Genomic DNA, 25,604 nt, shown 5'->3' on the forward strand with positions numbered 1-25,604 from the left:
CTAGAACTGACTGCCAGTTCTAGTTTTTATGTATTCTGAGGTATTAGTATTTTCTAAATCGTTGGTAACGTTCTTCCAACAACTCTTCTAACGGTTTTTGTAAAAGTATAGCTAGCTCATCTTGGAGTTCTTTTTTGACACTCTTAATCAGTTCCTTACCAGAAAGTCCTGCTTCAGAAATCACCTTGTCCACCACGTCCATTTCTAACAGTTCGTGTGAAGTGATTTTCATCAGTTCTGCCGCTTCCATGGCACGAGTTCCGTCCTTCCATAGAATGGAAGCAAAACCTTCAGGACTGAGAATGGCATAGATAGAATTTTCCAACATCCAAACACGGTCTGCGACTGCTAGAGCCAGAGCTCCACCTGAACCACCTTCACCGATAATAATAGCAATAATCGGAACTTTCAGGTCACTCATTTCCATGAGATTGCGAGCGATAGCTTCTCCTTGACCGCGTTCTTCCGCGCCGACACCAGGATAGGCACCTGCAGTATTAATAAAGGTCACAACTGGACGACCAAACTTTTCAGCCTGTTTCATCAACCGTAGAGCCTTACGGTAGCCTTCTGGATGCGGTTGACCAAAATTCCGCTTGAGGTTATCTTGTAAACTCTTGCCTTTTTGGATACCAACCACTGTTACAGCTTGGTCCCCAAGCCAGCCAATACCACCAACAACTGCACCATCGTCACGAAAAGAACGGTCACCGTGTAATTGGATAAATTCATCAAAAATGCCTGTCGCAAAGTCCAAGGTTGTCAAGCGACTCTGCTCACGCGCTTCTCTGACTATTTTTGCAATATTCATCTAGGATCCCCTCCGTGCAATCTGACTAGGCTTGAAATCGTATCTGGCAAGTCTCTTCTTTTAACAATAGCATCCACAAAGCCATGTTCCAATAGGAATTCTGCCTTTTGGAAATCCTCAGGCAAGCTTTCACGAACCGTGTTTTCAATCACACGACGCCCAGCAAAACCGACCAAACTCTGTGGTTCAGCCAGAATGATATCGCCTTCCATAGCAAAAGAAGCTGTCACACCACCTGTCGTTGGATCTGTCAAAATGGTCAGATAAAAGAGACCAGCATTTGAATGCCGTTTAACTGCTGCAGAGATCTTGGCCATCTGCATGAGACTCATGATTCCTTCCTGCATACGGGCTCCACCAGAGGCTGTGAATAGGACAACTGGCAATTTTTCGACAGTCGCATACTCAAACAAACGAGTGATTTTTTCCCCTACAACCGTACCCATAGAAGCCATGATAAAGTTAGAATCCATAATCCCAAGAGCCACAGTCTGACCTTTAATAAGAGCTGTTCCTGTCACAACAGCTTCATCCAGACCTGTTTTTTCACGCATAGTTGCTAGTTTCTTTTGATAACCAGGGAAATGCAAGGGATCCTTGCTTTCAATCCCTGTAAACAATTCCTTGAAAGTTCCCATATCAATCGTCAAAGCCAAGCGTTCTTGGGCAGAAATACGAAAGGTGTAACTACAGTGCGGACAGATACGCTCACTTCCCAGATCCTTCTGATAAATGGTATGCTTACAGCCTGGACACTGGGAGAATAATTCATCTGGAACCTCTGGCTTGGCTTGAGGTTTTTCCCTAACCGAACGATTGGGATTGATTCGAATATACTTATCTTTTTTACTAAATAGAGCCATTGATTCCCCTTTTCGGTTTAAACTCTTGAAGTCATTTTATTCTTTTTCTTGATATTTAGGTAAGAATGTTTCCATCAAGAAAGAAGTGTCGTAATCTCCAGCAATGACATTGCGATCTGAAATGAGGTCAAGCTGGAAATCTGCATTGGTCTGCACCCCTTCAATCTCTAATTCATAGAGGGCACGTTGCATTTTCATCAAGGCATCAAAACGATTTTCACCGTGAACGATGATTTTGGCAATCATACTATCATAATATGGCGGAATGGTATAACCTGGATAAACTGCTGAATCTACGCGCAAGCCAACTCCACCACTTGGCAGATGGAGATTAGTAATCTTACCTGGACTTGGAGCAAAGTTAAAGGCTGGATTTTCTGCATTGATACGACACTCGATAGCATGCCCTCTTAGAACAATATCTTCTTGCTTAACAGACAGAGGCTGACCTGCCGCAATGCGAATTTGTTCCTTAACGATATCCACACCTGAAACAAATTCTGTTACTGGATGTTCCACCTGAACACGAGTATTCATTTCCATGAAATAGAATTTGCCACTGGCTTCATCAAGAAGAAACTCAATGGTCCCTGCATTCTCATAACCAACAGACTCTGCAGCTCGAACAGCAGCAGAACCAATTTCATTGCGCAACGTTTTTCCGATTGCAATCGAAGGACTTTCTTCTAAAACCTTTTGATTATTCCGTTGAAGAGAACAATCCCGTTCCCCCAAGTGAATCACATGTCCATGTTCATCTCCTAGGATTTGAACTTCGATGTGACGAGCTGGATAGATAACCCGTTCAATGTACATGGCACCATTGCCATAATTAGCCTTAGCTTCACTAGAGGCAGTTTCAAAGGCTGAAACGAGGTCTTCTGGTTTTTCAACCTTACGAATCCCTTTACCACCTCCACCTGCTGAAGCCTTGAGCATAACAGGATAGCCAATTTTTTCAGCAACAATCAAGGCTTCCTCAGAGTTATGCACTTCTCCATCCGAACCTGGAATGACAGGCACACCTGCTTTGATCATCTGAGCGCGCGCATTGATCTTATCCCCCATCATATCCATGACATGACCAGATGGGCCGATAAACTTGATACCAACTTCTTCACACATGGTCGCAAATTTGGAATTTTCACTGAGAAATCCGAAACCTGGGTGAATGGCTTCTGCCTCAGTCAAGACTGCAGCTGATAGAACCGCATTGATATTGAGATAAGACTCTGTTGGCTTACCAGGGCCAATACAAACTGCTTCATCTGCCAAAAGCGTATGAAGAGCTTCTTTATCAGCAGTTGAATAAACCGCCACCGTTGCAATGCCCAATTCACGCGCAGCACGGATAATACGAACCGCAATTTCACCACGATTGGCAATTAAAATTTTTCGAAACATGGAGAACCTCCTTAGTTCCCTATTGCAAAGGTAAGAGTACCACTAGCTGCAAGCTTGCCATCCACTTCAGCCTTTGCTTCAACCACGGCAATGGTACCGCGACGTTTTACAAACGTTGCCGTCATAACCAATTGGTCACCTGGTACAACTTGCTTCTTGAATTTAACCTTGTCCATACCAGCGTAAAAGACCAGTTTTCCTTTATTTTCAGGTTTTGACAACTCCAAGACACCAGCTGTTTGCGCCAATGCTTCCATGATCAGAACACCTGGCATGACAGGGTATTGAGGAAAATGACCGTTGAAGAAGGGCTCATTGATGGTCACATTTTTGATGGCAACAATAGTATCCTCGCTCACTTCCAAGACACGGTCTACTAGGAGCATAGGATAACGGTGGGGAAGAGCTTCTTTGATTCCTTGAATATCAATCATTTGATACGTACCAATCCTTTACCAAACTCAACCATTTCTTCGTTAGAAACGAGAATTTCCGTTACCACACCATCCTTAGGTGCTGGAATTTCATTCATGACTTTCATGGCTTCGATAATCACCAATGTTTGACCTTTTTTGACACTATCACCAACTGTAACGAATGCAGGTTTATCAGGACCAGCAGCCAAGTAAGCCACCCCAACAAGTGGACTCTCCACAACATCTCCCTCAGCAGTCACACTTGTTTCAGCTAGAGCTGGAACTTCTTCTGCTACAGTCTCTGCTGGAGCAGATGTAGGAGCTACTGGACTCGGTGTTGCTAGAACGGGCGCTGGAGCGACTTGAGCTGCAACTTCAGACACCATTCTCGCTTCATTCTTGCTAAACTGCAACTCATCCGTCCCATTCTTATAAGAAAACTCTCTCAAACTTGACTGGTCAAATTGGGCCATCAAGTCTTTAATATCGTTTAAATTCATACTTATTTATTCTCCCAACGTTTGAAAGCAAGAACTGCATTGTGGCCACCAAAACCAAAAGTATTTGAAATAGCGTATGGAATTTCTTGCTCCAAGCCTTGTCCATAAACGACATTGGCTTCGATATAATCTGATACTTCGCTTGTCCCAGCTGTCATTGGTACAAAGTTATGACGCATAGCCTCGATTGTTACGATAGCTTCTACTGCACCTGCAGCACCCAGCAAATGTCCTGTGAAAGACTTGGTTGATGATACAGGCACTTCCTTACCAAGAACAGCTACGATCGCACCACTTTCTCCTTTTTCATTAGCAGGAGTTGACGTTCCGTGAGCATTAACATAGGCTACTTGCTCTGGGGAAATCTCAGCTTCTTCCAAGGCTAGTTTGATGGCCTTGATAGCTCCCTGACCTTCTGGATGTGGTGAAGTCATGTGGTAGGCATCACAGGTATGTCCATAACCAACCACTTCAGCAAGGATAGTTGCCCCACGTTTTTCAGCGTGTTCAAGGCTTTCAAGAACCAACATCCCAGAACCTTCACCCATGACAAAACCATTACGGTCCTTATCAAATGGAATGGAAGCACGAGTTGAGTCCTCTGTAGTTGAGAGAGCTGTCAGGGCTTGGAAACCAGCAATAGCAAAAGGTGTAATAGAGGCTTCTGAACCACCTACCAACATAACATCTTGGAAACCAAACTTAATTGAGCGGAAGGCATCCCCAATCGCGTCATTTGATGAAGCGCAGGCAGTATTGATGGATTTACAAACACCGTTTGCTCCAAAACGCATAGCAACATTTCCTGAAGCCATATTTGGCAAGGCTTTCGGAAGGGTCAATGGTTTCACACGTTTTGGCCCTTTGTCATTTAGGCGAAGTACTTGATCTTCAATTTCTTTGATTCCACCAATACCAGAGGCCACAATAACACCAAAACGATCTTTATCAAGAGCCTCTACATCCAAATTGGCATGATTGACAGCTTCTTGGGCTGCGTACAAGGCATACAAAGAGTAGTTATCAAAACGATTGGTATCTTTCTTAACAAAGTATTTATCAAAAGGAAAATCTTGGATTTCTGCTGCATTATGCACATCAAAGTCACTATGGTCAAATTTTGTAATTTTACCAATTCCGATTTTTCCAGTTGTCAAACTATTCCAAAATTCTTCTGGTGTATTTCCGATTGGAGATGTTACTCCATAACCTGTTACTACTACGCGATTTAGTTTCATCTTTTTTACCTCTAGCTTTCGCTACATACTTAGGCCACCATCAATGGCAACCACTTGACCAGTTAGATAATCTTGGCCTGCTAAAAATACTGTCAAATCTGCAACCTGCTCTGCCTGCCCAAATTCTTTCATAGGAATTTGTGCCAGCATGGCATCTTTTACCTTGTCTGATAGAACAGCTGTCATATCGGACTCAATCATTCCAGGTGCAATAGCATTAACCCTGATATTGCGATTGGCCACTTCACGCGCCACAGACTTGGTAAAACCAATCAAACCAGCCTTAGAAGCTGCATAGTTAGCTTGACCGATATTTCCCATCAAACCAACAACACTAGACATATTAATGATAGCACCTTCTCTGGCTTTCATCATCGGTTTCAAGACTGATTGTGTCATGTTAAAGGCACCAGTCAAGTTAACCTTGAGCACTTTTTCAAAATCTGTCTCTGTCATCTTGAGCATTAGGGTATCTTGGGTAATCCCTGCATTGTTGACCAAAACATCTACTGAACCCAGCTCTGCAATAGCTTGATCAACCATACGCTTAGCGTCTGCAAAATCTGATACATCTCCTGAAATGGGAACCACCTTGACACCATAGTTTGAAAACTCAGCGGGCAATTCTTCTGAAATTTCCCCACGACTGTTTAAAACAATATTGGCTCCCGCTTGAGCAAACTTGTGAGCAATGGCAAGACCAATTCCACGACTCGAACCTGTAATAAAGATATTTTTATTTTTTAGTTGCATTCTTTTCTCCTGTTTCCTCTTGTATTTATGGGAGAAGGGATTACTCGTTTTCTAGCAAGGCTTCCAAACTCGCCTGATCTTCAACATTGGCTAGTTTAGCTGTCTTATCAATTTTTTTGACAAAGCCTGACAAGACTTTCCCCGGTCCAATCTCGATAAAATTGGTTACGCCTGCTTCTTGCATAACCGCAATACTTTCATAGAAACGAACTGGTTCCTTGACCTGACGCGTCAAGAGTCGAGCTATGTCTTCTTTTTGCATAACAGCAGCTTCTGTATTGCCGACTAGGGGACAAGTAAAATCTGAAAAACTTACCTGAGCTAGAGCTTCAGCTAGTTTCTGACTAGCAGACTCAAGAAGAGCGGTATGAAAAGGCCCTGAAACCTTGAGAGGAATCAAGCGTTTGGCGCCTGCTTCCTGCAAGAGTTCTACAGCTCGATCAACTGCAACCACTTCTCCACCAATCACGATTTGTGCAGGTGTATTATAGTTGGCTGGGGTAACTACTCCAAGTTCAGAAGCTTTTTGACAGACTTCTTCAATGACCTCTACTGGCGTATTGAGAACTGCCACCATCTTACCAGAGCCAGCAGGAACCGCTTCTTCCATATAGGCGCCACGCTTAGCAACCAAGGCTACCGCATCTTCAAAATCCAAGGCACCGCTGGCTACCAAGGCAGAGTATTCTCCAAGAGACAAACCAGCAACCATGTCAGGCTGATAGCCCTTTTCTTGCAATAAACGGTAAATAGCAACTGAAGTCGCTAAAATAGCTGGTTGCGTATAGCGGGTCTGGTTAAGTTTTTCTTCTTCCCTATCAATGAGATGACGCAAATCGTAACCAAGCACCTGACTTGCTTGATCAATCGTTTCTTTGACAATAGGGTAGTGATCATAGAGATCCCGTCCCATACCTAGATACTGGGCACCTTGACCAGCAAATAAAAAGGCTGTTTTAGTCATTTCTTACAACTCCTGCCCAACGAGAGGCTTCTTCTTGAATTTTCTTAGCTGCTCCGTAATACAAATCTTTTAGGATTTCTTCAGCTGTTTCTTCTTTGGAAACAAGTCCTGCGATCTGACCTGCCATGACAGAGCCTCCATCCACATCTCCGTGAACAACCGCTTTGGCTAGTGCACCTGCTCCCATTTGTTCAAAAATTTCCAAATCTGGATTTTCTTGTTTAAAAGCATCTTTTTCAGCTTGTTCAAAATCACGAGTCAACTGATTTTTAATCGCGCGAACAGCATGTCCAAAGTGTTGAGCTGAAATCGTAGTATCAATATCTCTAGCTTTTAAAATTTTCGCCTTATAATTTGGATGGGCATTAGACTCTTTTGCAACGACAAAACGAGTTCCAACCTGAATAGCCTCTGCCCCTAGCATAAAGCCAGCCGCAGCACCTTCACCATCCGCAATCCCTCCTGCAGCAATAACAGGAATAGATACAGCAGCAGCAACCTGACGCACCAATGTCATGGTTGTTAATTTCCCAATATGTCCCCCAGCTTCCATTCCTTCTGCAATTACAGCGTCCGCGCCTATTTTTTCCATGCGTTTAGCTAGGGCAACACTTGGTACAACAGGAATAACTGTAATACCAGCTTCATGGAAACGTTCCATGTATTTGCTTGGATTTCCTGCTCCTGTTGTCACTACCTTAACACCTTCCTCAATAACGAGGTCTACAATATCTTCCACAAAGGGAGACAAAAGCATGATGTTGACACCGAAGGGTTTATCAGTCAATGATTTGATTTTATCAATATTTGCCTTGACAACTTCTTTAGGGGCATTCCCCCCACCGATAATCCCTAGTCCTCCAGCTTTGGAAACAGCCCCTGCCAAATCACCATCAGCAACCCAAGCCATTCCTCCTTGAAAGATAGGATAATCAATGTTCAATAATTCTGTAATACGCGTTTTCATAGTGCCTCCATCGTTTCTTGCTTACGTAATAGTTCGATATCGTCATAATTTGACAATCAAACTATTGCCTAAACAAGAGGGAGCGGGTTTCCCTACTCCTTCTATCTATATTCTGTTTATTTTGTTTGCTCTTCAACGTAGGCAACCAAGTCACCAACTGTTTTCAAGTCATCTTCTGCTTCGATTTGGATATCAAAAGCATCTTCGATTTCTGAGATTACTTGGAACAAGTCCAATGAATCTGCGTCCAAGTCATCAAAAGTTGATTCAAGTGTTACTTCTGATGCGTCTTTTCCAAGTTCTTCAACGATAATTTCTTGTACTTTTTCAAATACTGCCATGATAGGACTCCTTTAAAATAAATAGTTTTTTATAACAATGTGTTCACCACATGATTACCTAAATTGTAAGAATGAGCGTGCCCCATGTCAAGCCTCCACCGAAGCCTGATAGTAGAACAGTCTGGCTACCATCTAAACGGATGAGGCCTTGTTCTACACACTCTGAAAGTAAAATCGGGATACTGGCTGCACTGGTGTTCCCATATTCCATCATATTGGCTGGAATTTTATCTCGGTTAACACCGATTTTTCTAGCCATCTTATCCAAAATACGGTCATTAGCCTGATGAAGTAGCAGATAATCCAAGTTTGTCGCCTCTATAGGAGATTCATCAATAGTCTGCTTGATAGACTTGGCTACGTCCCGAATAGCAAAATCAAAGACTGCGCGCCCATCCATCTTCAAAAATGAATCTGCACTTTCTTGAACTGAAAATGGAGAATGTAACCCTGAATGTCCATAAGTTAGACACTCGCTACGACTCCCATCACTATTGAGACTCTCAGCCAAAAAATGCTCTTTCTCGCTAGCTTCTAGCAAGACTCCACCAGCACCATCTCCAAACAAAACAGCTGTTGATCGGTCTGACCAATCGACTGCTTTAGAGAGGGTTTCACTACCAATCACCAAGCCTTTTTGAAAGCGACCAGAAGCGATAAACTTTTCAGCAGTTGAAAGAGCAAATACAAATCCACTGCAAGCTGCTGTTAGGTCAAAAACAAAGGCCTTATTAGCACCAATATTGGCTTGGACACGAGCAGCTGTTGAGGGCATCATCGAATCTGGAGTAATGGTAGCTAGGATGATAAAATCCAACTCCTCTCCTGTGATTCCAGCTTTTGCCATCAGTTTCTTGGCAACCTCTGTAGCTAAATCACTAGTAGATTCTGTTCTTGAAATATGTCTTTGACGTATTCCCGTCCGACTTGAAATCCACTCATCATTGGTATCCATAATCTGAGCCAAATCATGATTTGTAACCACTTGCTCTGGCACATAATGAGCAACCTGGCTTATTTTTGCAAAAGCCATTATCTCAAATCCTCCAAAAATTGATAAAGATTGGTCAAACCTTTGCTCATAACCTCCATCTCTTGCTTACTCATACCATCAATGATTTTTTCAACCATAGCCTTGTGGAAGCGTTTATGTAGCCTATGAACCAAGCGACCTTTCTTTGTCAAATGCAGATGCACTACACGTCGATCATGTTCTGAACGAATGCGTTCAATATAACCCTTACGTTCGAGATTATTCAAACTAGTCGTAACTGTCCCAAGAGTCACCATCAACTCTTTTGACACTTGACTTGGTGTCACATCTGGAACTTTTCCAATCACATCAATCGTATGCATTTCTTTGATGGAGATATCCTTGAAACGACTACCCCTCAAGCTAACTTCCTCAATAACGAGGACATTGTTAAATATAGACGTTAAATATTCATTAATTCGTTGGTAGTCCAAACTTTCTTTCCCTCCTTCTCAAAAAAACTTTTACAATCAAAACATTTGACAGAAGAATTATATCAAAGTTCAAAGAATGGCGCAAGTATTTTTTTATTTTCCTGTAAATTTAGGTCTTCTTCTCTCCGAATGAGCCCGAACTCCCTCTTTGAAATCCTCTGTTTTAGCTAGTGATTCCTGTAGATGCAGTTCTAAAACAGCATAATCTTGCCAATCTTTAAATTGGCTCTCCCAAACCAACTTCTTAATGGCAGCATAGGAATTACTTGAACCACGTCTTAATTTTTTAAGAAGCTGTTCTCTGGTTTTTTCTAACTTATCAGCTTCAGAAATACGGTAAACCACACCCCACTCTAGAGCTTTTTCTGCTGTCAAAGCCTCTCCTGTCATAGCTAATTGAGCAGCACGCGTCACACCGATACTTCGGCTCAAGAGATGAATTCCTCCTGCATCTGGAGCCAAACCAACTCCAACAAAAGCTTGGATAAATTTAGCCTTATCCGTTGCCAGACAGAAATCTGCAGCAACAGCAATATTCGCTGCAGCACCTGCAACAGCCCCATCAACCTCCATCAAAACAGGCTTTGCAATTTGCTTGATTTTATAAGAAATAGCATTGACTAGTTCTGCGATTTTCGTCAATGATGGAATATCATCCTCATCCACTGCCCTCTTCATCTCTACTAAATCTCCCCCAACTGAAAAGACTTTGCCGTTCGCATTGATCAAGATAAAATGCACAGCTGGATCCTCTTCCGCCAGAGTCAAGGCTTCTAAAATTTCCTCACACATAGGAATGTGGAAGCCGTTAGCGACATCAGGACGGTTTAAAGTAATAATTGCCAAATCCTCTTCAAGCTGATAAATAATATGTTCCATCTGGACTCCTTTTTATTTTCATAAGCAAGTTAAATTATTTCATTATCAAAGTATATCTTTTTTATTCTAAAAAAGCAAGAATAAGAATGTAATAAGTGTCTCAGCCGATTTTAAATTCCTTATCTTTCCCTGTAAAATGGATTATTTTCTTCATTTGAAAAAAGACTCTCTTTCTGCTATAATCGTATAAAATACTTACTTTAGGAGTCCTTATGAAGGTTGTTAAATTTGGAGGTAGTTCTCTTGCCTCTGCTAGTCAATTAGAAAAAGTTTTAAACATTGTCAAAAGTGATTCAGAGCGTCGTTTTGTGGTCGTTTCTGCGCCTGGTAAACGCAATGCTGAAGATACTAAGGTTACGGATGCCTTGATTAAATACTACCGCGACTATGTTGCTGGTAACGATATTAGCAAAAGTCAGAACTGGATTATTGAACGCTATGCCGCTATGATTAGTGAATTGGAACTGAAACCAGCTGTTCTAGAAAAAATTTCAAAAAGTATTCGGGCCTTGGCAACTCTTCCTATCGAAGAAAACGAATTTCTCTACGACACTTTCCTAGCAGCGGGTGAAAACAACAATGCCAAATTGATTGCTGCCTATTTTAACCAAAACGGTATCGATGCACGCTATGTTCACCCTAGAGAAGCTGGGATTGTGGTAACAAGTGAGCCGGGCAACGCTCGCATCGTGCCATCAAGTTATGACAAGATTGAAGAATTGACAAATGCAAATGAAGTCCTTGTCATTCCTGGTTTCTTTGGAGTTACCAAGGAAAATCAAATCTGTACCTTCTCGCGTGGAGGATCAGACATTACAGGTTCTATCATTGCTGCAGGTGTAAAAGCCGACCTCTATGAAAACTTTACAGACGTTGATGGTATCTTTGCAGCCCACCCAGGTATTATCCACCAACCACACTCGATTCCTGAGTTAACCTACCGTGAAATGCGTGAGTTGGCCTATGCAGGATTCTCAGTTCTTCATGACGAAGCTCTTCTTCCTGCCTACCGAGGAAAAATTCCTCTGGTTATCAAGAATACCAACAATCCTGACCATCCAGGTACTCGTATCGTTCTAAAACACAGTAGTGATGAATTTCCAGTTGTAGGAATTGCCGGTGATTCTGACTTTGTCAGCATCAACATGTCTAAATACCTCATGAACCGCGAAATTGGATTTGGTCGCAAGGTTCTGCAAATCCTTGAAGACCTCAACATTGGTTGGGAACATATGCCAACTGGTATCGACGATCTTTCAATCATTCTCCGTTCTCGTGAACTAACTCCTATCAAGGAAGAAGAAATCCTGCGTCAATTGGTTCAAAAAGCTGAAGTAGACCATGCAGAAATCGAACACGACCTTTCAATCATTATGATTGTTGGAGAAAAAATGAAGAGTCATATCGGAGTAACTGCTACTGCTACACGTGCTCTATCTGAAAACAAGATCAATATCCAGATGATGTCTCAAGGTTCTAGTGAAGTTTCTATCATGTTTGTTGTCAATAAAGACCAAGAAAAAGCAGCAATTAAAGCCCTCTACAATGCCTTTTTCGGTGAAAGTAAGGAAGACTAATCATGGCCCAATCTCTTAACAAAACAGTGCTTCTCAGCACGACAGGCACTTCCTACCTCTCTATCGCTGGAAAAGTTGGGAAATTCCTTGTCGGAGATCAGGCTCTAGAATTTTACCCAGATGTTAATGTCGAACAATTTATCCAGATTCCTTGGGACCATATCAACCAGATTGGGGCCAATGTCACTGGTCGCAAAATCAGTCGCCACTTCGAAGTCTTTACAGACAGAGGAAAATTCCTCTTTGCATCAAAAGACTCAGGTGCCATTCTCAAAATTGCTCGCGAAAAACTGGGTAATGACAAGGTCGTCAAACTTCCGACCCTGATTCAGACCATTGGTCAAAAATTTAAAAATCTATTTGCAAAAAAGTAGAAACTTTAGTATAATCATAGCAACGGATAAGTAGGTTATCTTCTTCTTTCAGAAAGTCTGCGGGTGCTGCGAGCAGATAGGAGAGATAAGTGAAATTCTACCGTTAATAACAATTACATAAACAATCAAGTGCACACCTGTGAAGTTGGATGGAACCGTGGCCCTGCCACTCCAACGCTTTGTCAGGTGTGCTTTTTTCATAAAGGAGTTCTTATGTTAGATATCAAACGCATTCGTACAGACTTTGATGCTGTCGCAAAAAAATTGGCTACACGTGGTGTAGATGCTGCTATCTTGAATGAGATGAAAGAAATCGATGCTAAACGTCGTGACATTTTGGTCAAGGTTGAAACTCTCAAAGCAGAACGAAACACAGTTTCTGCTGAAATTGCCCAAGCCAAGCGCAACAAGGAAAATGCAGATGACAAAATTGCTGCCATGCAAAATCTATCTACTGAGGTCAAAGCCTTGGATGCTGAATTGGCAGAAATCGATGCTAAATTGACAGAATTTACCACTACTCTTCCAAACATCCCAGCTGACAGCGTTCCTGTTGGGGTTGACGAAGACGACAATGTGGAAGTTCGCCGTTGGGGGACTCCACGCGAGTTTGACTTCGAGCCAAAAGCCCACTGGGATCTTGGTGAAGACCTTGGTATTCTTGACTGGGAACGCGGTGGTAAAGTAACAGGCGCTCGCTTCCTCTTCTATAAAGGGCTCGGTGCTCGTTTGGAACGTGCTCTCTACAACTTTATGTTGGACGAGCATGGCAAGGAAGGCTATACGGAAGTCATCACACCTTACATGGTTAACCACGATTCTATGTTTGGTACTGGTCAATATCCAAAATTCAAGGAAGATACTTTTGAATTGAGCGACAGCAATTACGTCCTCATTCCTACAGCTGAAGTTCCTCTAACAAACTACTACCGTGATGAAATCCTGGACGGTAAAGACCTGCCAATCTACTTCACTGCTATGAGTCCATCATTCCGTTCTGAGGCTGGTTCAGCTGGTCGTGATACTCGTGGCTTGATTCGTTTGCACCAATTCCACAAGGTTGAAATGGTCAAATTTGCCAAACCAGAAGAATCTTACGAAGAATTGGAAAAAATGACAGCCAACGCTGAAAATATCCTTCAAAAACTTAACCTTCCATACCGTGTCGTTGCTCTCTCTACTGGAGATATGGGCTTCTCAGCTGCGAAGACTTACGACTTGGAAGTTTGGATTCCAGCACAAAACAATTACCGTGAAATCTCAAGCTGTTCAAACACAGAAGATTTCCAAGCCCGTCGTGCCCAAATCCGTTACCGTGATGAAGCAGATGGCAAGGTAAAACTCCTTCATACCTTGAACGGTTCTGGACTTGCAGTTGGACGGACAGTGGCTGCTATTCTTGAAAACTATCAAAATGCAGATGGTTCTGTGACCATCCCAGAAGCTCTTCGTCCTTACATGGGTGGAGCTGAAGTTATCAAACCATAAAAAATAAGGTTTAGCTATTTCTAGCTAGACCTTTTTTCGTAACCAAATCAAATAAGCACCTAATACAAAGAATAAAATAGTTAGGCATATAATAGTTTCAGCCAATACCAGATAATCCAGAAATGGAAGTTTCAAGATTCCCTGAGCCATCTTGAGCGAGGTAGCTGTGATAATGGTTGGGAAGGTGAGGGCTGAGAAAGCTGGTTGGAAACCTTGTTTTAAAATATTGGGTAGGCGAGTCAAAACAAAGAAAAAGAAGGATTGGGAGGCCAAGAGCATGACAATCAAGACCCAAGTCGGTAGGCTAACTCCTCCAACCCGAACCAGGGAAGCCAAGAGTAGAGAGAAAGGAGCACAGTAAATCCCTTCTTGTCCAAGCATGGCTAATGGGAGTGGATGTTTCTTTAAATCGCTATAAATAAGCGGGTAGAGATAGAACGTTAAGAGAAAACCAAAACTCAAGGTCGCATAGGCAATTTCGATGATGCCTACAAGAGGATAGGTTAAGGCTGCCACTGCTATCCCCACATAGAGAACCGTCCAGCTAGGAGTCGCATGAACCCTCCGACCCGGACAAGCAAACTTGATGGTGAAACCAGCAATCAAGGTCACATCCAAGAGAAATGAAAACCACCAGAGCCCTTGTGCTACCAAAGAAAGATGAGGGAATACGCGAAAGACATACGTTGATAAAATCATCCCAGCCATGGGAAAGGTAGCCATCCCTGACAAAAGAGGGGGCTTGGTCAATTCTTGCTTGGCTTCCTTCCAATTAAAGAGATGCAAAAGCAGAAAGTAAATCCATAAAACTAAACCTGATAAACTCAGTATATGTGACAGAACTGGCAACGTATCTAAAACGAGATTTCCAGCTCCTGCCAAACCTAGCAAACAACCAGAAAATACTAAGGGGAGTTTTTTCATCCTAACCTCCAATAATCATGTTAGTTTCAGTATAGCATAAAAGCGCTTAAATGAGGGGATAAAAAACGAAGTCCGATTATTTCAGACTTCATTTGACTCAGATATGAATTAAGCATAAGGTTGCAATTCTGGGTTAATTGGTGTATTGGCTAGATTGTTGGCATAGTTACAGAGACTTGCTAGGCTGACACCAAGAACCACATCCAAGGCATTTTGTTGGGTATAGCCAACTTCTAGAAACTCAGACAAGGCTTCATCTCCTACACGACCCTTGGTATTGATAACTGCCAAGGTAAACTTAGCTAGGGTGTCCAATTTAGGATCTGTTTCAATTGGAGTACGATTGCGAAGGGCTTGAAGCAGGTCATCGTTCATCTGGATTTGTTTAATTGAAAAGGCTGTGTGACCTGCGACGCAGAAGGCACAACCATTGGTCACAGCTGCCGTGATTTGCACTACTTCGCGCTCAACAGGTGTCAGGCTGTTGCGACGGTTGATAGCTCCGACAGTACGGTAAGCCTCTAAAGCAGTAGGTGCATTAGCCAAGAGTCCGATTAGATTTGGAATAAAGCCATTGTTGTCTTTTTCTACTGTTTCAAGAACTTCTTTCACTTCTGCTGGTGCTGATTCTACTGTATGGATTGTAAATGTTGTCATCATAAAACCTCTTTTCATGTTGTTGAAACCTAGTCTATCACAGATTCTATACCGTGTATAATATATATTTTAAATTGCACTGATAGAAATTTTTTATGAAAGCAAAAAATCACACGCGATGTGTGATTCTATTATTTATTAAAATACTTTTTAGTCTCAGCAATAACAACTGGTGATAAAACTAAGAGGGCAATCAAGTTTGGCAGAGCCATCAAAGCGTTGACGATATCTGCGATAATCCAAACCATATCCAACTCGATAAATCCTCCCAGCAAGACCATGAGCACAAAAATCACACGGTAGAGCCAGATAAAACGAACACCAAAGAGGAACTCGAAACAGCGTTCTCCATAGTAGTTCCAACCTAGAATCGTTGTAAAGGCAAAGAGTACAAGGAAAATGGTCAAGAGGGCAGGTCCAAAGTGTGAAAAGACTGTTGAGAAGGCTGACTGAGTCAAAGCCACTCCATTCAAGTCACTATTCCATACTCCAGTTACCAAGATAGTCAAACCAGTCAGAGTACAAATGATGAGGGTATCAATAAAGGTTCCTGTCATGGAAATCAAACCTTGCTCTACTGGTTCATTTGTCTTAGCTGCAGCAGCTGCAATGGGAGCAGAACCTAGACCAGATTCGTTTGAAAAGACACCACGCGCAACACCATTTTGGATAGCCATCCGAATGCTAGCACCAGCAAATCCACCTATCGCAGCAACAGGACTAAAAGCGGATGTCAAGATTAAAGCGATTGTAGAAGGAATTTTCCCGATATTAAAGAAAATAACTGTAAGAGTTCCCAAAATATAGATGATGGCCATAAAAGGAACAACAGTAGTTGAAACCTTTGAAATAGACTTGAGTCCGCCAAAAACGGCAATCGCTACTAAGACAGACAAAACGAGAGCCGTGATAGCTGGCGAAATAGTCGTTGTATTTTGGATAGATTCTGTAATCGAGTTGACTTGAGTGAAGGTTCCGATTCCCAACAAAGCTACTAAGACACCTGCTATAGCAAAAAAGATGGCAAGTGGTCTCCACTTTTCTCCCATACCCAAAAGTATATAGTGCATGGGACCCCCTGCAACAGCACCGTTATCGTCTTTAGTCCTGTATTTAATAGCTAATAAACCTTCCGCATACTTGGTTGCCATTCCAAAGAAAGCCGCCATCCACATCCAAAAGAGGGCTCCTGGTCCACCGACCTTGATAGCTGTCGCCACCCCGATAATATTTCCCGTACCAACTGTCGCTGCCAGGGCTGTACACAAGGCCGCAAAACTGGATACATCCCCATGCCCCTTATCCTTGATAAAAATAAGCTGAAAGGCCTTAGAGAGACGCAAAACCTGCAAGAGTCCTAGACGAGCAGTTAGGTAAATCCCTGTCCCGACCAATAAAATCAAGAGGGGTGGTCCCCAAGCAAAAGCATCGATTGATTTAAGCAATTCTAACATTTCCTTCTCCTATCTTTTCAACCCCAAAAGAAAGAGCACATGCAAGATACATGTACTCTGGAATGCTTAGATAAATGCTAAAAAGCGGTCTATCCTAGCTCTGTCCTTTTACCTGAGAGTTTGAGCAGTTGCCTGCCTTGCCCCTTCGGTGCCTTTACGGTCTCTCCAGAGTTCCGTCCATTTACAGTCATGGAAAATCAAACGATTCGCCACTTCTATTAAACTTCATTCGGTGTTGGTATTTAATTGATTCTTATTTTACAAAAAATGTTGGCTTTTGTCAATGTGTTTTGGGAAATTCTTATTTGACTCAGTTAACTAAACTTGGTAATGATTTTCGAAATCATAAACTCCCCAATTTACGCTATAAATCTTTTAAATTACTATTTACAACTTCTCTGCTCATCTCATTATTAAAGAAAGGAAGACCGACGATACGATAACGTTCATCGTCCAACAAAGTTCTTGCCTCATCTCTTTCAGTAATTTGCAGTAAGAATTTCTCTTTCCAGCCTTCTTTACTATTTTTGAAGGTATTATTACTATCCAAAAATTGACTTCCTTTTGGCTCAATGAAAATCTGCCAAGAAGTATTTCCAACTTTTTTATCATTTGCAAGCAAGATAAAGTCAGGCTCAAAAGCACACCCTTCATCAAAACTATAGATTTTCACTGCTTTCTCATTTCGCAAAAGATAAATATCAGACCACTTTTCCTGCAAATCATTCATCAATTCACGGATAGCACGCACCAGATATTTCTCCTCGCTTGTTCCAAAGTTATCATCATAGGCATACCAATCTAGTTGATCGATATTTTCAAAAATCTCTGTTTCAGACTTGGTTTTTTGTGACCGTCCAAACTCTGCATTCCCATTTACATTAACAGTATACTTTCTCAAAATATTCTCTTCAAAAACTTCACGTACAGGAACAGATTCAAAGTTAGCTGAACCATAAAAGCGCTCTTCAGTTGGAACGATATCTTTTTCAATGCTATATAAAAGCTGTTCTGCAATATAGAGTTTCTGGTCTGAAGTTAACTCACTTATTTGTGATAAAGAAGATTCTACTATAATATTAACTTTTGAAAGCATTTCGATGAAGGCAGATACACCACTCAAGCCAAAGAAAGCTTTCTGTAAGTTTTTAAAGGTATACTGTTTATTGCGATTGATAGCTGCTCGAACAATATTGGAAGTAATTTCTTTTCCAAACTCGAAATTTAAGGTGTTTGTCGAATCAGTCGCAAAAATATCATCTTCTGAGAAAGCTTCAAAATCTCTTGTGTTGAAAGTCGGTAAACTGACCTCAAAGGAACTAGGAATGAAAGAGGTATCCAACAAACTTTCCTGTCGTTGTTCGACATATTCTTGATAAGAAAGACGTTTATTCATCCAAACAAGACCCTCTATATAGGTTCGTGTTTGTTTGAAAGACTCTTTTAGCTTTAATTCACGCTCTTCTAAATTGACATCATCAAAAATTCCAGACTCACGCAAGACTTGCTTTAATTCAGAAATATAGCGAGGATTATTGGCAGAATGATAATGAAGCTGTTCTATGACACGAAGTTCATTGTTTTCATTTTCATCAAATTTACGAGTGAACTTCTCCTCGATTTGATTATCAATCACAAAGGGATAATAACGTGCACCACGACCAATGAGTTGCTTTTCTGCATTGGTAGTGTTCCCTGCGACAAAACCGTTCTTTGTTGTCTTACCATCACGAATATCGTAAAGGCGAACAATATCAAAAAGATTCAAAACATCCCAGCCTTCGTTGAGCATATCAACTGCAAAAATAGCACGAATTTCATTTGAAGGGAGTTCCAGAGTATTCAACTCCACTAAATTGTTGCTAGTCTTGTTTTTCCCATCAATCACGAGTAAGCGTTCACGGCGAAAATCTTCCTGCAATTCCTCAATTAAATCTTGAAAAGAAAGTCCAGACTCCTCAAAAAAAGCAAATGCTTTTTCCAAGATATTTTTTTGCTCCTCATCATTTGCAGTTAAGTTTTTTTGAGACTGTACTTGTTCTACTGACAGATTGGCTAACATATCCAAAAAAGCCTCTAAGTTTCCTTTATTTTCAGCAATTTTTTGCGACTTAAACAAGACCAAAGGTTTGAGGTTGATGCCATGTTTCAAAGCGATTTTCTTGCGGTATTGGCTGATAATGATTGCCTGCAACATACGAGTTGGAAGTTCATTATCTACTAAGTGGAAAAGAACATCTTTAGAGTACTTATCCAAGCGGAACTCTTTCAAGTCATACTTGAAAATCAAAGATTTTTCATATTTTTTGGCAATATCTGGATTTGCTAAGTCAATGGTTGCTGTAAATTCAAATAAAGAAGATTTACGTGCTGTACTTTGAATGTTTTCAATCGTCGCCGTCCAGCTGTCGTTCTCATCTTTTTCTTTCTTACCGAGTCCAGCATTCAAGTGATGAGCCTCATCTGCCAATAACACAAGCGACAAATCTTCAAATTGCTCATAAGTTAGGCGATTTTCCCTTGGGGTGTTTAAATCTTGGTGAAGTTTTTGAATGGTTGTAAAAACAATATTGATACTATCAGGCTGACTATCGGAAAAATCTGTCACTTCACGTACTCCCACCACTTGATTATCAATCGTTATTTTATCCGCAAACAAGTATTTTCCCATCTCATTAGGCAAGAAGTTTGCCCTTGTCTTGGTAAGGATATTGTCGTTATTAACAAAAAAATAAAATTGCGTTCACCCTGTTTAAATTTTTCGAGGATAATCGCTGCCATCAGCAAAGTTTTTCCTGAACCGGTCGCCATATTGTAGAGGACTTGTTCTGGTTTTTTTCGATTCTTCTCATCCCTTTTGTAGTAAAGATACCTCCCTAACGCCTCTTTCTGGTAAGGACGCAGTGGAAATTTCAGATTTTGCGTGATGTAGTCTGGAATGCTTGCCTTAAAGTCAATGAAGCCATTTTCACTAGCTTGCTTATAAATTTCATACACAAAAGCCATCACTTACTCCTCTCCATAGAAGTCTTTATTGAGTTTTTTCTCTTCTAGTGAAATGCCATAGTCGCTATCATCTATCTCTGAGTAATTAACATACAGGTTATTATTATCCACCAACTCCAGCAAGACTTGTTTTTGTTCAGCTAGTGAAAGTTTTTCGAACTCTGACTTTTTCAACTTTTTAGGGTCGACACGATAAGATAGGAACGAAGACTTTTTAGCCTGTTCAAATAGTTGAGATAGAGTTTCAGACTCTCTTGCCTCTAAGACTGTATTTTTAAAATCCTGGGCATCATTTTTGAGTTCGCAGTAGACAAACGAACCTCCACCCTGCCAGTCGACAGATTTTGAAATACCACCTTGTTCGCCCTCAATCACTTTTTCCAAACGTTTAACGGACACGGTCTCAATGTAGTCCATTTGTTCAATACCAATGTACTGGCGGTTCATTTTATGGGCAACGGCTGCTGTTGTACCTGATCCGAGGTGGTAATCTAGGACGATGTCTCCATCATCGGTCGTTAAATCAATAAACTTTTTAACCAGCTGTTCTGGCTTAGGGTAATCAAAAACTTTTTCTTTGAAAATTTCTTCTAAAACTTTAGTTCCCTGACCAGAAAAACTTTCATCAATCCAAGATGTAAAAACTGTTTGTTTCTTCCCATCACCTTTATATATTTTTTCGTAGAGCTCTGTTCTACCATCTTTTTCAAGTGACACTACCATATCATTTTTTATAGCTTCTTCAAGTCTATTTTTACTCCATCTCCAGCACCCATCATCTCCATTCGGTAAGATTGGCAATACTTTATTACCCTCAAATTCAACTTCATAGAAGAGGTTAGGGCGGTCTTCTCTTCGACTGTTGCTTCCCCATTTTCGAATAAGCTGAGTTTTATAGTTTCCTCGGCTATCTTCATAAGCATAGTTTGAAGTGTCTTCGATAAAAGCTTTATTCAAGATTGCTCGTTCTTTATTTTTGGCGTAAAAAATTATAGTTTCGTGAATTTGAGCAATATATTTACTATCTTGACGACCTCCTCGACCTTTCCAGACAATATTTGAGATAAAATTATTTCTGCTGAACACCTCATCCATCAAAACTTTTAGATATGCTTGTTCATTGTCATCACATTGTACAAAAATTAAGCCATCATCACTCAGCAACTCCCGAGCCACCTCTAAACGATTCTTCATAAAAATTAACCATGTTGAATGATTGAAGCTATCATTGTAATTAAAGCTATCATTACCTGTATTGTAAGGCGGATCAATATAAATGAGTTTGACTTTCCCAGCAAAACGCTTTTTCAAACTATGCAGAACGATAAGATTATTCCCTTTGATGATAAGATTATCAGTATCTTTTATCTCTTCCACGTTATGCTCGCCAGTTTCGTCATAACGTTTAAAGTTAGTCAAGACCTTATCATCCAGTAAACGATTGATTTCTGTTGGAGCGAGTGTTTCATTAAAGAAAACCTCTTGACGTTTCACATCGTCCTTGGTTTGCCCTCCCTCAAGCACACAATCTTTATAAGGAAAATTCAGCACAACTTCTTTATTTTCAGAAAGATAATTTCTGTCTGGCATTCCAAGACCTATTTTTGTTTTGTAGGCTGTAAAGCTGTCAGGCAAGAACTCCTTGTTATTTAGAAATTGCAAAAAGATATCTTTTTTAAAGACCAATACCCCATTTTGTAGCTTTGAAAAGAAATGATTGGTCATTTTTTCATTACTACTCAACTGATTGAGTAAGTCAGGACTGTACTGCCGTGCCAGCTCAGCCAGCTTATTTTTATTTAGCACACCATCCACTAAAAACTTAGGATTTTTAGAGAGAACCTGCTCTAATTCATGTTTCATATACGGAATCTCCTTCTCACTTAAAATTTGTGAAGAGCTGATAGTATTCCTTTATATGTATATATAAAGGAAGGGTATACCCTTCCTTTATATGTATATATAAAGGAAGGGTATACCCTTCGGTTTTATTCAATTTTCTAGTTCTATTATAGCATATTTGAGCATGTTTAAAAGAAATGATAAAAAAGCTTGAGGAATCTTGTATTTCCTCAGGCTTTTCTTATCCTTTAAAAGTGACAATAGTCGCACCACTGCCTCCAGCATTTTGTGGGGCATAGCCGAAACTCTTGACATGTTTGTTTCTTTGTAGATATTTGGTGACTCCTTCACGGATGACACCTGTTCCGATACCATGGATGATATCGACTTGGGCCATATTATTGAGCAAGGCTTGGTCGATAAAGGCATCTAGCTCATTCATGGCTTCTTCATAACGTTTGCCTCGAAGGTCCAGTCTTGCTTGTGGACCTCTGCCAGAAGTCCGTTTCACAACATTGACTTGTTTCTTCTTGACTTGCTTTTCTTGCTGGGCTTGAACAAGGTCAAATTCTTTCTCTTCCAAGGTCATCTTGATCAAACCGACTTGGGCTTCCCAGCGACCGTCCTTGAGTTGACTGGTCAAGGTACCACGCTGACCGTAACTGAGAACCACGATATCATCTCCCACCTTTGGAGCTCGTTTTTTCTTGGCCTTTTGAAGAATCTTATTTTTTGACAAATCTACTTTTTCAGGAGCCAATTTTTTTAACTTGGCCTTGGCTTCAATGATTTCATGGGGTTTGAGTTGAGATTTACTGTGGAGATTTTTAAGAATCTGGTCACTTTCACTGAGAGCCATGTCCACAATTTCAGCAGCCTGTTCACGCGCCTTATTAAGTTCGGTTTCCTTTTCACGATTGAGCTCGTTATAAAGTTTTTTAAGAGCACGGTTCATCTTGAGATTTTCTTGCTCCACCTCACGGATATTGTCCAAGCGTTTGCGACTCTCTAGCGTCTGCTCTTCCAGTTGCTCAATGATACGATTGACATCATTGTCCTGATCGACCTGCTGACTGGCATCTCCTACGATAACTTCAGATAGGCCTAAACGTTTAGCGATTTCGAAGGCATTGCTTCGGCCAGGAACACCCTGCATAAAGCGATAGGTCGGGCGAAGAGTCGCAGTATCAAACTCCATGCTGGCATTTTGCACAAAGGCTGTCTCAATACCGTAAGCCTTGAGTTCCGGATAGTGGGTCGTCGCCATGGTCTTGACTTGACGCAGACGAAGGTCCTCTAGAATAGCCATGGCAAGGGCGGCTCCCTCTTGAGGATCTGTACCAGCACCCAACTCATCCAAGAGTAAGAGTGAATGTTGGTTGACCTTGCCAAGAATATCCACAATATTGGTCATGTGGCTAGAGAAGGTAGACAAGCTCTGTTCAATAGACTGCTCATCGCCAATATCGGCAAAGATTTCTTCAAAAATACCAACGCGACTTCCCTTATCTGCTAAAATCGGCAAACCGGACTGAGCCATAACCTGCGTCAAGCCTAGAGTTTTAAGCATGATGGTCTTCCCACCTGTATTGGGACCTGTAATGACAATGGCTGTTAAATCTTGATCAAAATGGACATCATTTGCAACGGCATTTTTGACCAAAGGATGGCAGACATGGAGCAGTTGAATTTCTTGATTTTCTGACAGCCGAGGAACGACTGCTTGCCTTTCTTGGATAAAGCGTACCTTGGCACGAATCAAGTCCAGATGACCAATAATCCAAGCATCATTAGCAATCTCGACCGCATGAGGGCGGACACGCTCAGAAATTTCTTGGAGAATGCGCAGCATTTCATAGCGCTCATCTGCTCGCAGACTAGCAATTTCTTCGCTCAGTTTGACCACCTCACGGGGTTCGATATAGACGGTATTTCCACTAGCAGAAATATCATGAACGACACCTGCAATCTTATTGCGGTAGGTGTTTTTGACTGGTAAAACCTGACGGCCATTTCTGCTGGCAACAATCCCTTCTGTCAACATCTGAGCTTTTTGCTTAAGCAAATCTTGCAAAACATCGCGGACCTGACTCTCGCTATCATGGATTTTTCTGCGGATTCGTGCCAATTCTTCACTGGCAAAATTTTCAATGAAACCTGCATCATTAAAGGCTTGGAGATTTCCTTGTAATTGCGGAAAATCGTGTAATTTTTCAAACCAGAGGGCTAATTCTGTCAAGCTGACATTTTCCAGATTGGCGTAAAAACTTTGCAGTTCTCTGCTAGAAAGAAGCACGCGCTTCAAGAGTAGGAACTCCTCGATATTGAGGTCCGCCCCCATCTCCAACCGCTTGCAAACTCCTGCGATTTCCTTGGTTGCAAGAATAGTAAAATGCGGTTGCTCGACGAAAAGAGCCTGCATTTCCTTCATCTCAGCAAAAGCCTGTTTGATTTTATCCGCTTTGGCAGTCGGAGCCAACTGTCTCAATTGCTCCAAGCCCTGCTCGGTCAACAAATGGGGTTCAAACAAAGCCTTGACCTTATTGAACTCTAATGTTTCTAATATTTTCTTGTTCATCGTTATTTCCTTGTCTTTGAATGTCTATACTCTTCGAAAATCAAATTCAAACCACGTCAGCGTCGCCTTACCGTACTCAAGTACAGCCTGCGGCTAGCTTCCTAGTTTGTTCTTTGATTTTCATTGAGTATTAGGTGTGGTAGCTTTTTACATTCTGATAGATTCGAGTCAAATCTGTAAACAAAGGGCTAGGAAAACTCCTGCCCTTTTTATCCGATTAAATTTGTCACCCAGATTTGTTTGAGCCAACTGGTTGTTACTGGTATGCTCTGGATGATGTGTTTTGCGACGATACTCTTTTCAAGAGGATTTTGTATAGCTGCCATGGGGATGGTCGCCAAGATTGTCAAGGCCATTTGTAAGACAAATAAGGTCACCAACATGGACAAGATACCTGCTGAAACTTGGAACAACTTACTACCAAGCTTTTTACTAGGAATCAAGTGTAAGAGGAGACCAAGTAAACGACCGATACTATAGACAATCCCAAATACAAGCAAGTAACCGATCCCTGCATAAAAGACCTTATCCAACTGAAAGAGTTGATCCGATGGGAAAAAGAAAGTTCCCTGTCCTTCCTGCGGATTTGCATAAGGGACCAGCAAATGGAATTGCTCTCCAAGCCCCTTATAAAACTGGCCAGCCATAAAAGCCGATGCCATGGCTGAAATCAGGTAATAAACCTGTAAGAGCAGGCCTCTCCGATAGCCGATATAAAATCCCCAAGCCAAGACCAATAGAAGAAGGATTGAAATCATAAGGAATCCTCAATCTTGCTCTGTTCTTGCTTGCAAGTCACAAGCTTGTGACGCAATTCTTTTAATTCTTGCTCCTTATCATCAAATTCAATCTCACGGCTGAGCTGAGTTGATAAACAGTTGACTGCCAACAAAAGAGCGATTGTTTCATCGTCTGCACTAGGCATTTGTTCTTTAATTGCTTGGTATTTTTCTGTCGCAACCTTAGCGATTTCCTCCATAAAGAGATTATCATGCTCGCTTGTCAAGGTTAATGATTTTTTCCCGAATGTAAATTTGAATCGATTTAGATTTGCCATAAAATTCACCTCACGATATTATACCAAAATTCGCTAATTTTGTC

Annotated in this window: 23 protein-coding genes, 1 pseudogene and 1 riboswitch; of the genes and pseudogenes, 3 read left to right on the forward strand and 21 right to left on the reverse strand. The window is 41.3% G+C overall.

Features of this window, described 5'->3' with window-relative positions:
• Positions 1 to 43: 43 nt before the first annotated feature.
• The 13 genes from SK578_RS08525 to SK578_RS08585 form a co-directional block, all read right to left on the reverse strand.
• On the reverse strand, positions 44 to 811 hold the full coding sequence (locus tag SK578_RS08525) for an acetyl-CoA carboxylase carboxyl transferase subunit alpha (RefSeq protein WP_042751649.1): 768 nt from the start codon (positions 809 to 811) through the stop codon (positions 44 to 46).
• Positions 808 to 1,674, reverse strand: coding sequence for an acetyl-CoA carboxylase, carboxyltransferase subunit beta (accD, locus tag SK578_RS08530; protein ID WP_042751650.1), 867 nt, complete (start codon positions 1,672 to 1,674; stop codon positions 808 to 810). Before accD ends, SK578_RS08525 begins: the two co-directional genes overlap by 4 nt.
• A 36-nt stretch (positions 1,675 to 1,710) precedes the next feature.
• A complete protein-coding gene (gene accC, locus SK578_RS08535; protein WP_000488685.1) occupies positions 1,711 to 3,078 on the reverse strand; it encodes an acetyl-CoA carboxylase biotin carboxylase subunit in 1,368 nt (455 codons plus the stop codon).
• Between the two features lie 11 nt (positions 3,079 to 3,089).
• Entirely contained in the window at positions 3,090 to 3,512 is a 423-nt protein-coding gene (gene fabZ / locus SK578_RS08540) for a 3-hydroxyacyl-ACP dehydratase FabZ (RefSeq protein WP_000565515.1), read from the reverse strand.
• Positions 3,509 to 3,994: an acetyl-CoA carboxylase biotin carboxyl carrier protein gene (gene accB / locus SK578_RS08545; protein ID WP_042751651.1), complete on the reverse strand. Its 486-nt coding sequence runs from the start codon at positions 3,992 to 3,994 to the stop codon at positions 3,509 to 3,511. The genes fabZ and accB overlap by 4 nt, the downstream gene beginning before the upstream one ends.
• 2 nt (positions 3,995 to 3,996) lie before the next feature.
• Positions 3,997 to 5,232: a beta-ketoacyl-ACP synthase II gene (gene fabF, locus SK578_RS08550; protein WP_042751652.1), complete on the reverse strand. Its 1,236-nt coding sequence runs from the start codon at positions 5,230 to 5,232 to the stop codon at positions 3,997 to 3,999.
• A 21-nt stretch (positions 5,233 to 5,253) separates the two neighbouring features.
• Entirely contained in the window at positions 5,254 to 5,985 is a 732-nt protein-coding gene (gene fabG, locus SK578_RS08555) for a 3-oxoacyl-[acyl-carrier-protein] reductase (RefSeq protein ID WP_042751653.1), read from the reverse strand.
• A gap of 40 nt (positions 5,986 to 6,025) precedes the next feature.
• Entirely contained in the window at positions 6,026 to 6,949 is a 924-nt protein-coding gene (gene fabD / locus SK578_RS08560; protein WP_042751654.1) for an ACP S-malonyltransferase, read from the reverse strand.
• Positions 6,942 to 7,916 carry an enoyl-[acyl-carrier-protein] reductase FabK gene (gene fabK, locus SK578_RS08565; RefSeq protein ID WP_042751655.1) on the reverse strand — a complete coding sequence of 325 codons (975 nt, stop codon included), beginning with the start codon at positions 7,914 to 7,916 and terminating at the stop codon, positions 6,942 to 6,944. The genes fabD and fabK overlap by 8 nt, the downstream gene beginning before the upstream one ends.
• 116 nt (positions 7,917 to 8,032) lie before the next feature.
• Positions 8,033 to 8,257, reverse strand: coding sequence for an acyl carrier protein (locus SK578_RS08570; RefSeq protein WP_000257838.1), 225 nt, complete (start codon positions 8,255 to 8,257; stop codon positions 8,033 to 8,035).
• A 58-nt stretch (positions 8,258 to 8,315) separates the two neighbouring features.
• Positions 8,316 to 9,290 (reverse strand): beta-ketoacyl-ACP synthase III, encoded by a 975-nt coding sequence (locus SK578_RS08575; RefSeq protein WP_042751656.1) that lies wholly within the window; start codon positions 9,288 to 9,290, stop codon positions 8,316 to 8,318.
• Entirely contained in the window at positions 9,290 to 9,724 is a 435-nt protein-coding gene (fabT, locus tag SK578_RS08580) for a fatty acid biosynthesis transcriptional regulator FabT (protein WP_000386356.1), read from the reverse strand. Before fabT ends, SK578_RS08575 begins: the two co-directional genes overlap by 1 nt.
• 93 nt (positions 9,725 to 9,817) lie before the next feature.
• Positions 9,818 to 10,603, reverse strand: coding sequence for an enoyl-CoA hydratase (locus tag SK578_RS08585; protein ID WP_042751657.1), 786 nt, complete (start codon positions 10,601 to 10,603; stop codon positions 9,818 to 9,820).
• Between the two features lie 212 nt (positions 10,604 to 10,815).
• Here SK578_RS08585 and SK578_RS08590 point away from each other — a divergent pair, with 212 nt between their 5' ends.
• The 3 genes from SK578_RS08590 (at position 10,816) to serS (ending at position 14,042) form a co-directional block, all read left to right on the forward strand.
• The gene (locus SK578_RS08590; RefSeq protein WP_042751658.1) at positions 10,816 to 12,180 is read left to right on the forward strand and encodes an aspartate kinase; all 1,365 of its coding nucleotides are present in this window, start codon (positions 10,816 to 10,818) and stop codon (positions 12,178 to 12,180) included.
• A 2-nt stretch (positions 12,181 to 12,182) separates the two neighbouring features.
• Complete coding sequence (locus SK578_RS08595) at positions 12,183 to 12,554, forward strand: DUF956 family protein (protein WP_042751659.1); 372 nt, start codon at positions 12,183 to 12,185, stop codon at positions 12,552 to 12,554.
• Positions 12,555 to 12,767: 213 nt separating this feature from the next.
• Positions 12,768 to 14,042: a serine--tRNA ligase gene (gene serS, locus SK578_RS08600; RefSeq protein WP_042751660.1), complete on the forward strand. Its 1,275-nt coding sequence runs from the start codon at positions 12,768 to 12,770 to the stop codon at positions 14,040 to 14,042.
• 24 nt (positions 14,043 to 14,066) lie between these two features.
• Here serS and SK578_RS08605 read toward each other — a convergent pair whose 3' ends face one another.
• The 8 genes and pseudogenes from SK578_RS08605 to zapA form a co-directional block, all read right to left on the reverse strand.
• Positions 14,067 to 14,966, reverse strand: a complete 900-nt coding sequence (locus SK578_RS08605; protein ID WP_042751661.1) for a TDT family transporter — start codon at positions 14,964 to 14,966, stop codon at positions 14,067 to 14,069.
• A gap of 108 nt (positions 14,967 to 15,074) precedes the next feature.
• Entirely contained in the window at positions 15,075 to 15,623 is a 549-nt protein-coding gene (locus SK578_RS08610) for a carboxymuconolactone decarboxylase family protein (RefSeq protein ID WP_042751860.1), read from the reverse strand.
• A gap of 131 nt (positions 15,624 to 15,754) precedes the next feature.
• Entirely contained in the window at positions 15,755 to 17,077 is a 1,323-nt protein-coding gene (locus tag SK578_RS08615; protein WP_042751662.1) for an alanine/glycine:cation symporter family protein, read from the reverse strand.
• Positions 17,078 to 17,167: 90 nt separating this feature from the next.
• Positions 17,168 to 17,256: riboswitch (glycine riboswitch) on the reverse strand.
• Between the two features lie 185 nt (positions 17,257 to 17,441).
• Positions 17,442 to 20,083, reverse strand: a pseudogene (locus tag SK578_RS08620) (DEAD/DEAH box helicase family protein).
• Positions 20,084 to 20,086: 3 nt separating this feature from the next.
• On the reverse strand, positions 20,087 to 21,946 hold the full coding sequence (locus SK578_RS08625) for a DNA methyltransferase (protein ID WP_042751663.1): 1,860 nt from the start codon (positions 21,944 to 21,946) through the stop codon (positions 20,087 to 20,089).
• Positions 21,947 to 22,166: 220 nt separating this feature from the next.
• The gene (locus tag SK578_RS08630; RefSeq protein WP_042751664.1) at positions 22,167 to 24,503 is read right to left on the reverse strand and encodes an endonuclease MutS2; all 2,337 of its coding nucleotides are present in this window, start codon (positions 24,501 to 24,503) and stop codon (positions 22,167 to 22,169) included.
• Between the two features lie 209 nt (positions 24,504 to 24,712).
• Positions 24,713 to 25,261, reverse strand: a complete 549-nt coding sequence (locus SK578_RS08635; RefSeq protein ID WP_042751665.1) for a CvpA family protein — start codon at positions 25,259 to 25,261, stop codon at positions 24,713 to 24,715.
• Positions 25,258 to 25,560: a cell division protein ZapA gene (zapA, locus tag SK578_RS08640; RefSeq protein WP_020901580.1), complete on the reverse strand. Its 303-nt coding sequence runs from the start codon at positions 25,558 to 25,560 to the stop codon at positions 25,258 to 25,260. Before zapA ends, SK578_RS08635 begins: the two co-directional genes overlap by 4 nt.
• Positions 25,561 to 25,604: the final 44 nt, after the last annotated feature.

Origin of the sequence: Streptococcus mitis (assembly GCF_000722755.1) — a bacterium.
GTDB classification, from domain to species: Bacteria; Bacillota; Bacilli; order Lactobacillales; family Streptococcaceae; genus Streptococcus; species Streptococcus mitis_CM.

Coding starts and splice junctions, on each gene's coding strand:
- accB (WP_042751651.1), bottom strand. CDS start 3,994: ATGAATTTAAACGATATTAAAGACTTGATGGCCCAATTTGACCAGTCA.
- fabZ (WP_000565515.1), bottom strand. CDS start 3,512: ATGATTGATATTCAAGGAATCAAAGAAGCTCTTCCCCACCGTTATCCT.
- SK578_RS08615 (WP_042751662.1), bottom strand. CDS start 17,077: ATGTTAGAATTGCTTAAATCAATCGATGCTTTTGCTTGGGGACCACCC.
- SK578_RS08610 (WP_042751860.1), bottom strand. CDS start 15,623: ATGACAACATTTACAATCCATACAGTAGAATCAGCACCAGCAGAAGTG.
- fabF (WP_042751652.1), bottom strand. CDS start 5,232: ATGAAACTAAATCGCGTAGTAGTAACAGGTTATGGAGTAACATCTCCA.
- SK578_RS08605 (WP_042751661.1), bottom strand. CDS start 14,966: ATGAAAAAACTCCCCTTAGTATTTTCTGGTTGTTTGCTAGGTTTGGCA.
- SK578_RS08625 (WP_042751663.1), bottom strand. CDS start 21,946: ATGAAACATGAATTAGAGCAGGTTCTCTCTAAAAATCCTAAGTTTTTA.
- SK578_RS08570 (WP_000257838.1), bottom strand. CDS start 8,257: ATGGCAGTATTTGAAAAAGTACAAGAAATTATCGTTGAAGAACTTGGA.
- serS (WP_042751660.1), top strand. CDS start 12,768: ATGTTAGATATCAAACGCATTCGTACAGACTTTGATGCTGTCGCAAAA.
- SK578_RS08595 (WP_042751659.1), top strand. CDS start 12,183: ATGGCCCAATCTCTTAACAAAACAGTGCTTCTCAGCACGACAGGCACT.
- SK578_RS08575 (WP_042751656.1), bottom strand. CDS start 9,290: ATGGCTTTTGCAAAAATAAGCCAGGTTGCTCATTATGTGCCAGAGCAA.
- SK578_RS08635 (WP_042751665.1), bottom strand. CDS start 25,261: ATGATTTCAATCCTTCTTCTATTGGTCTTGGCTTGGGGATTTTATATC.
- SK578_RS08590 (WP_042751658.1), top strand. CDS start 10,816: ATGAAGGTTGTTAAATTTGGAGGTAGTTCTCTTGCCTCTGCTAGTCAA.
- SK578_RS08630 (WP_042751664.1), bottom strand. CDS start 24,503: ATGAACAAGAAAATATTAGAAACATTAGAGTTCAATAAGGTCAAGGCT.
- SK578_RS08525 (WP_042751649.1), bottom strand. CDS start 811: ATGAATATTGCAAAAATAGTCAGAGAAGCGCGTGAGCAGAGTCGCTTG.
- zapA (WP_020901580.1), bottom strand. CDS start 25,560: ATGGCAAATCTAAATCGATTCAAATTTACATTCGGGAAAAAATCATTA.
- accD (WP_042751650.1), bottom strand. CDS start 1,674: ATGGCTCTATTTAGTAAAAAAGATAAGTATATTCGAATCAATCCCAAT.
- SK578_RS08585 (WP_042751657.1), bottom strand. CDS start 10,603: ATGGAACATATTATTTATCAGCTTGAAGAGGATTTGGCAATTATTACT.
- fabD (WP_042751654.1), bottom strand. CDS start 6,949: ATGACTAAAACAGCCTTTTTATTTGCTGGTCAAGGTGCCCAGTATCTA.
- accC (WP_000488685.1), bottom strand. CDS start 3,078: ATGTTTCGAAAAATTTTAATTGCCAATCGTGGTGAAATTGCGGTTCGT.
- fabG (WP_042751653.1), bottom strand. CDS start 5,985: ATGCAACTAAAAAATAAAAATATCTTTATTACAGGTTCGAGTCGTGGA.
- fabK (WP_042751655.1), bottom strand. CDS start 7,916: ATGAAAACGCGTATTACAGAATTATTGAACATTGATTATCCTATCTTT.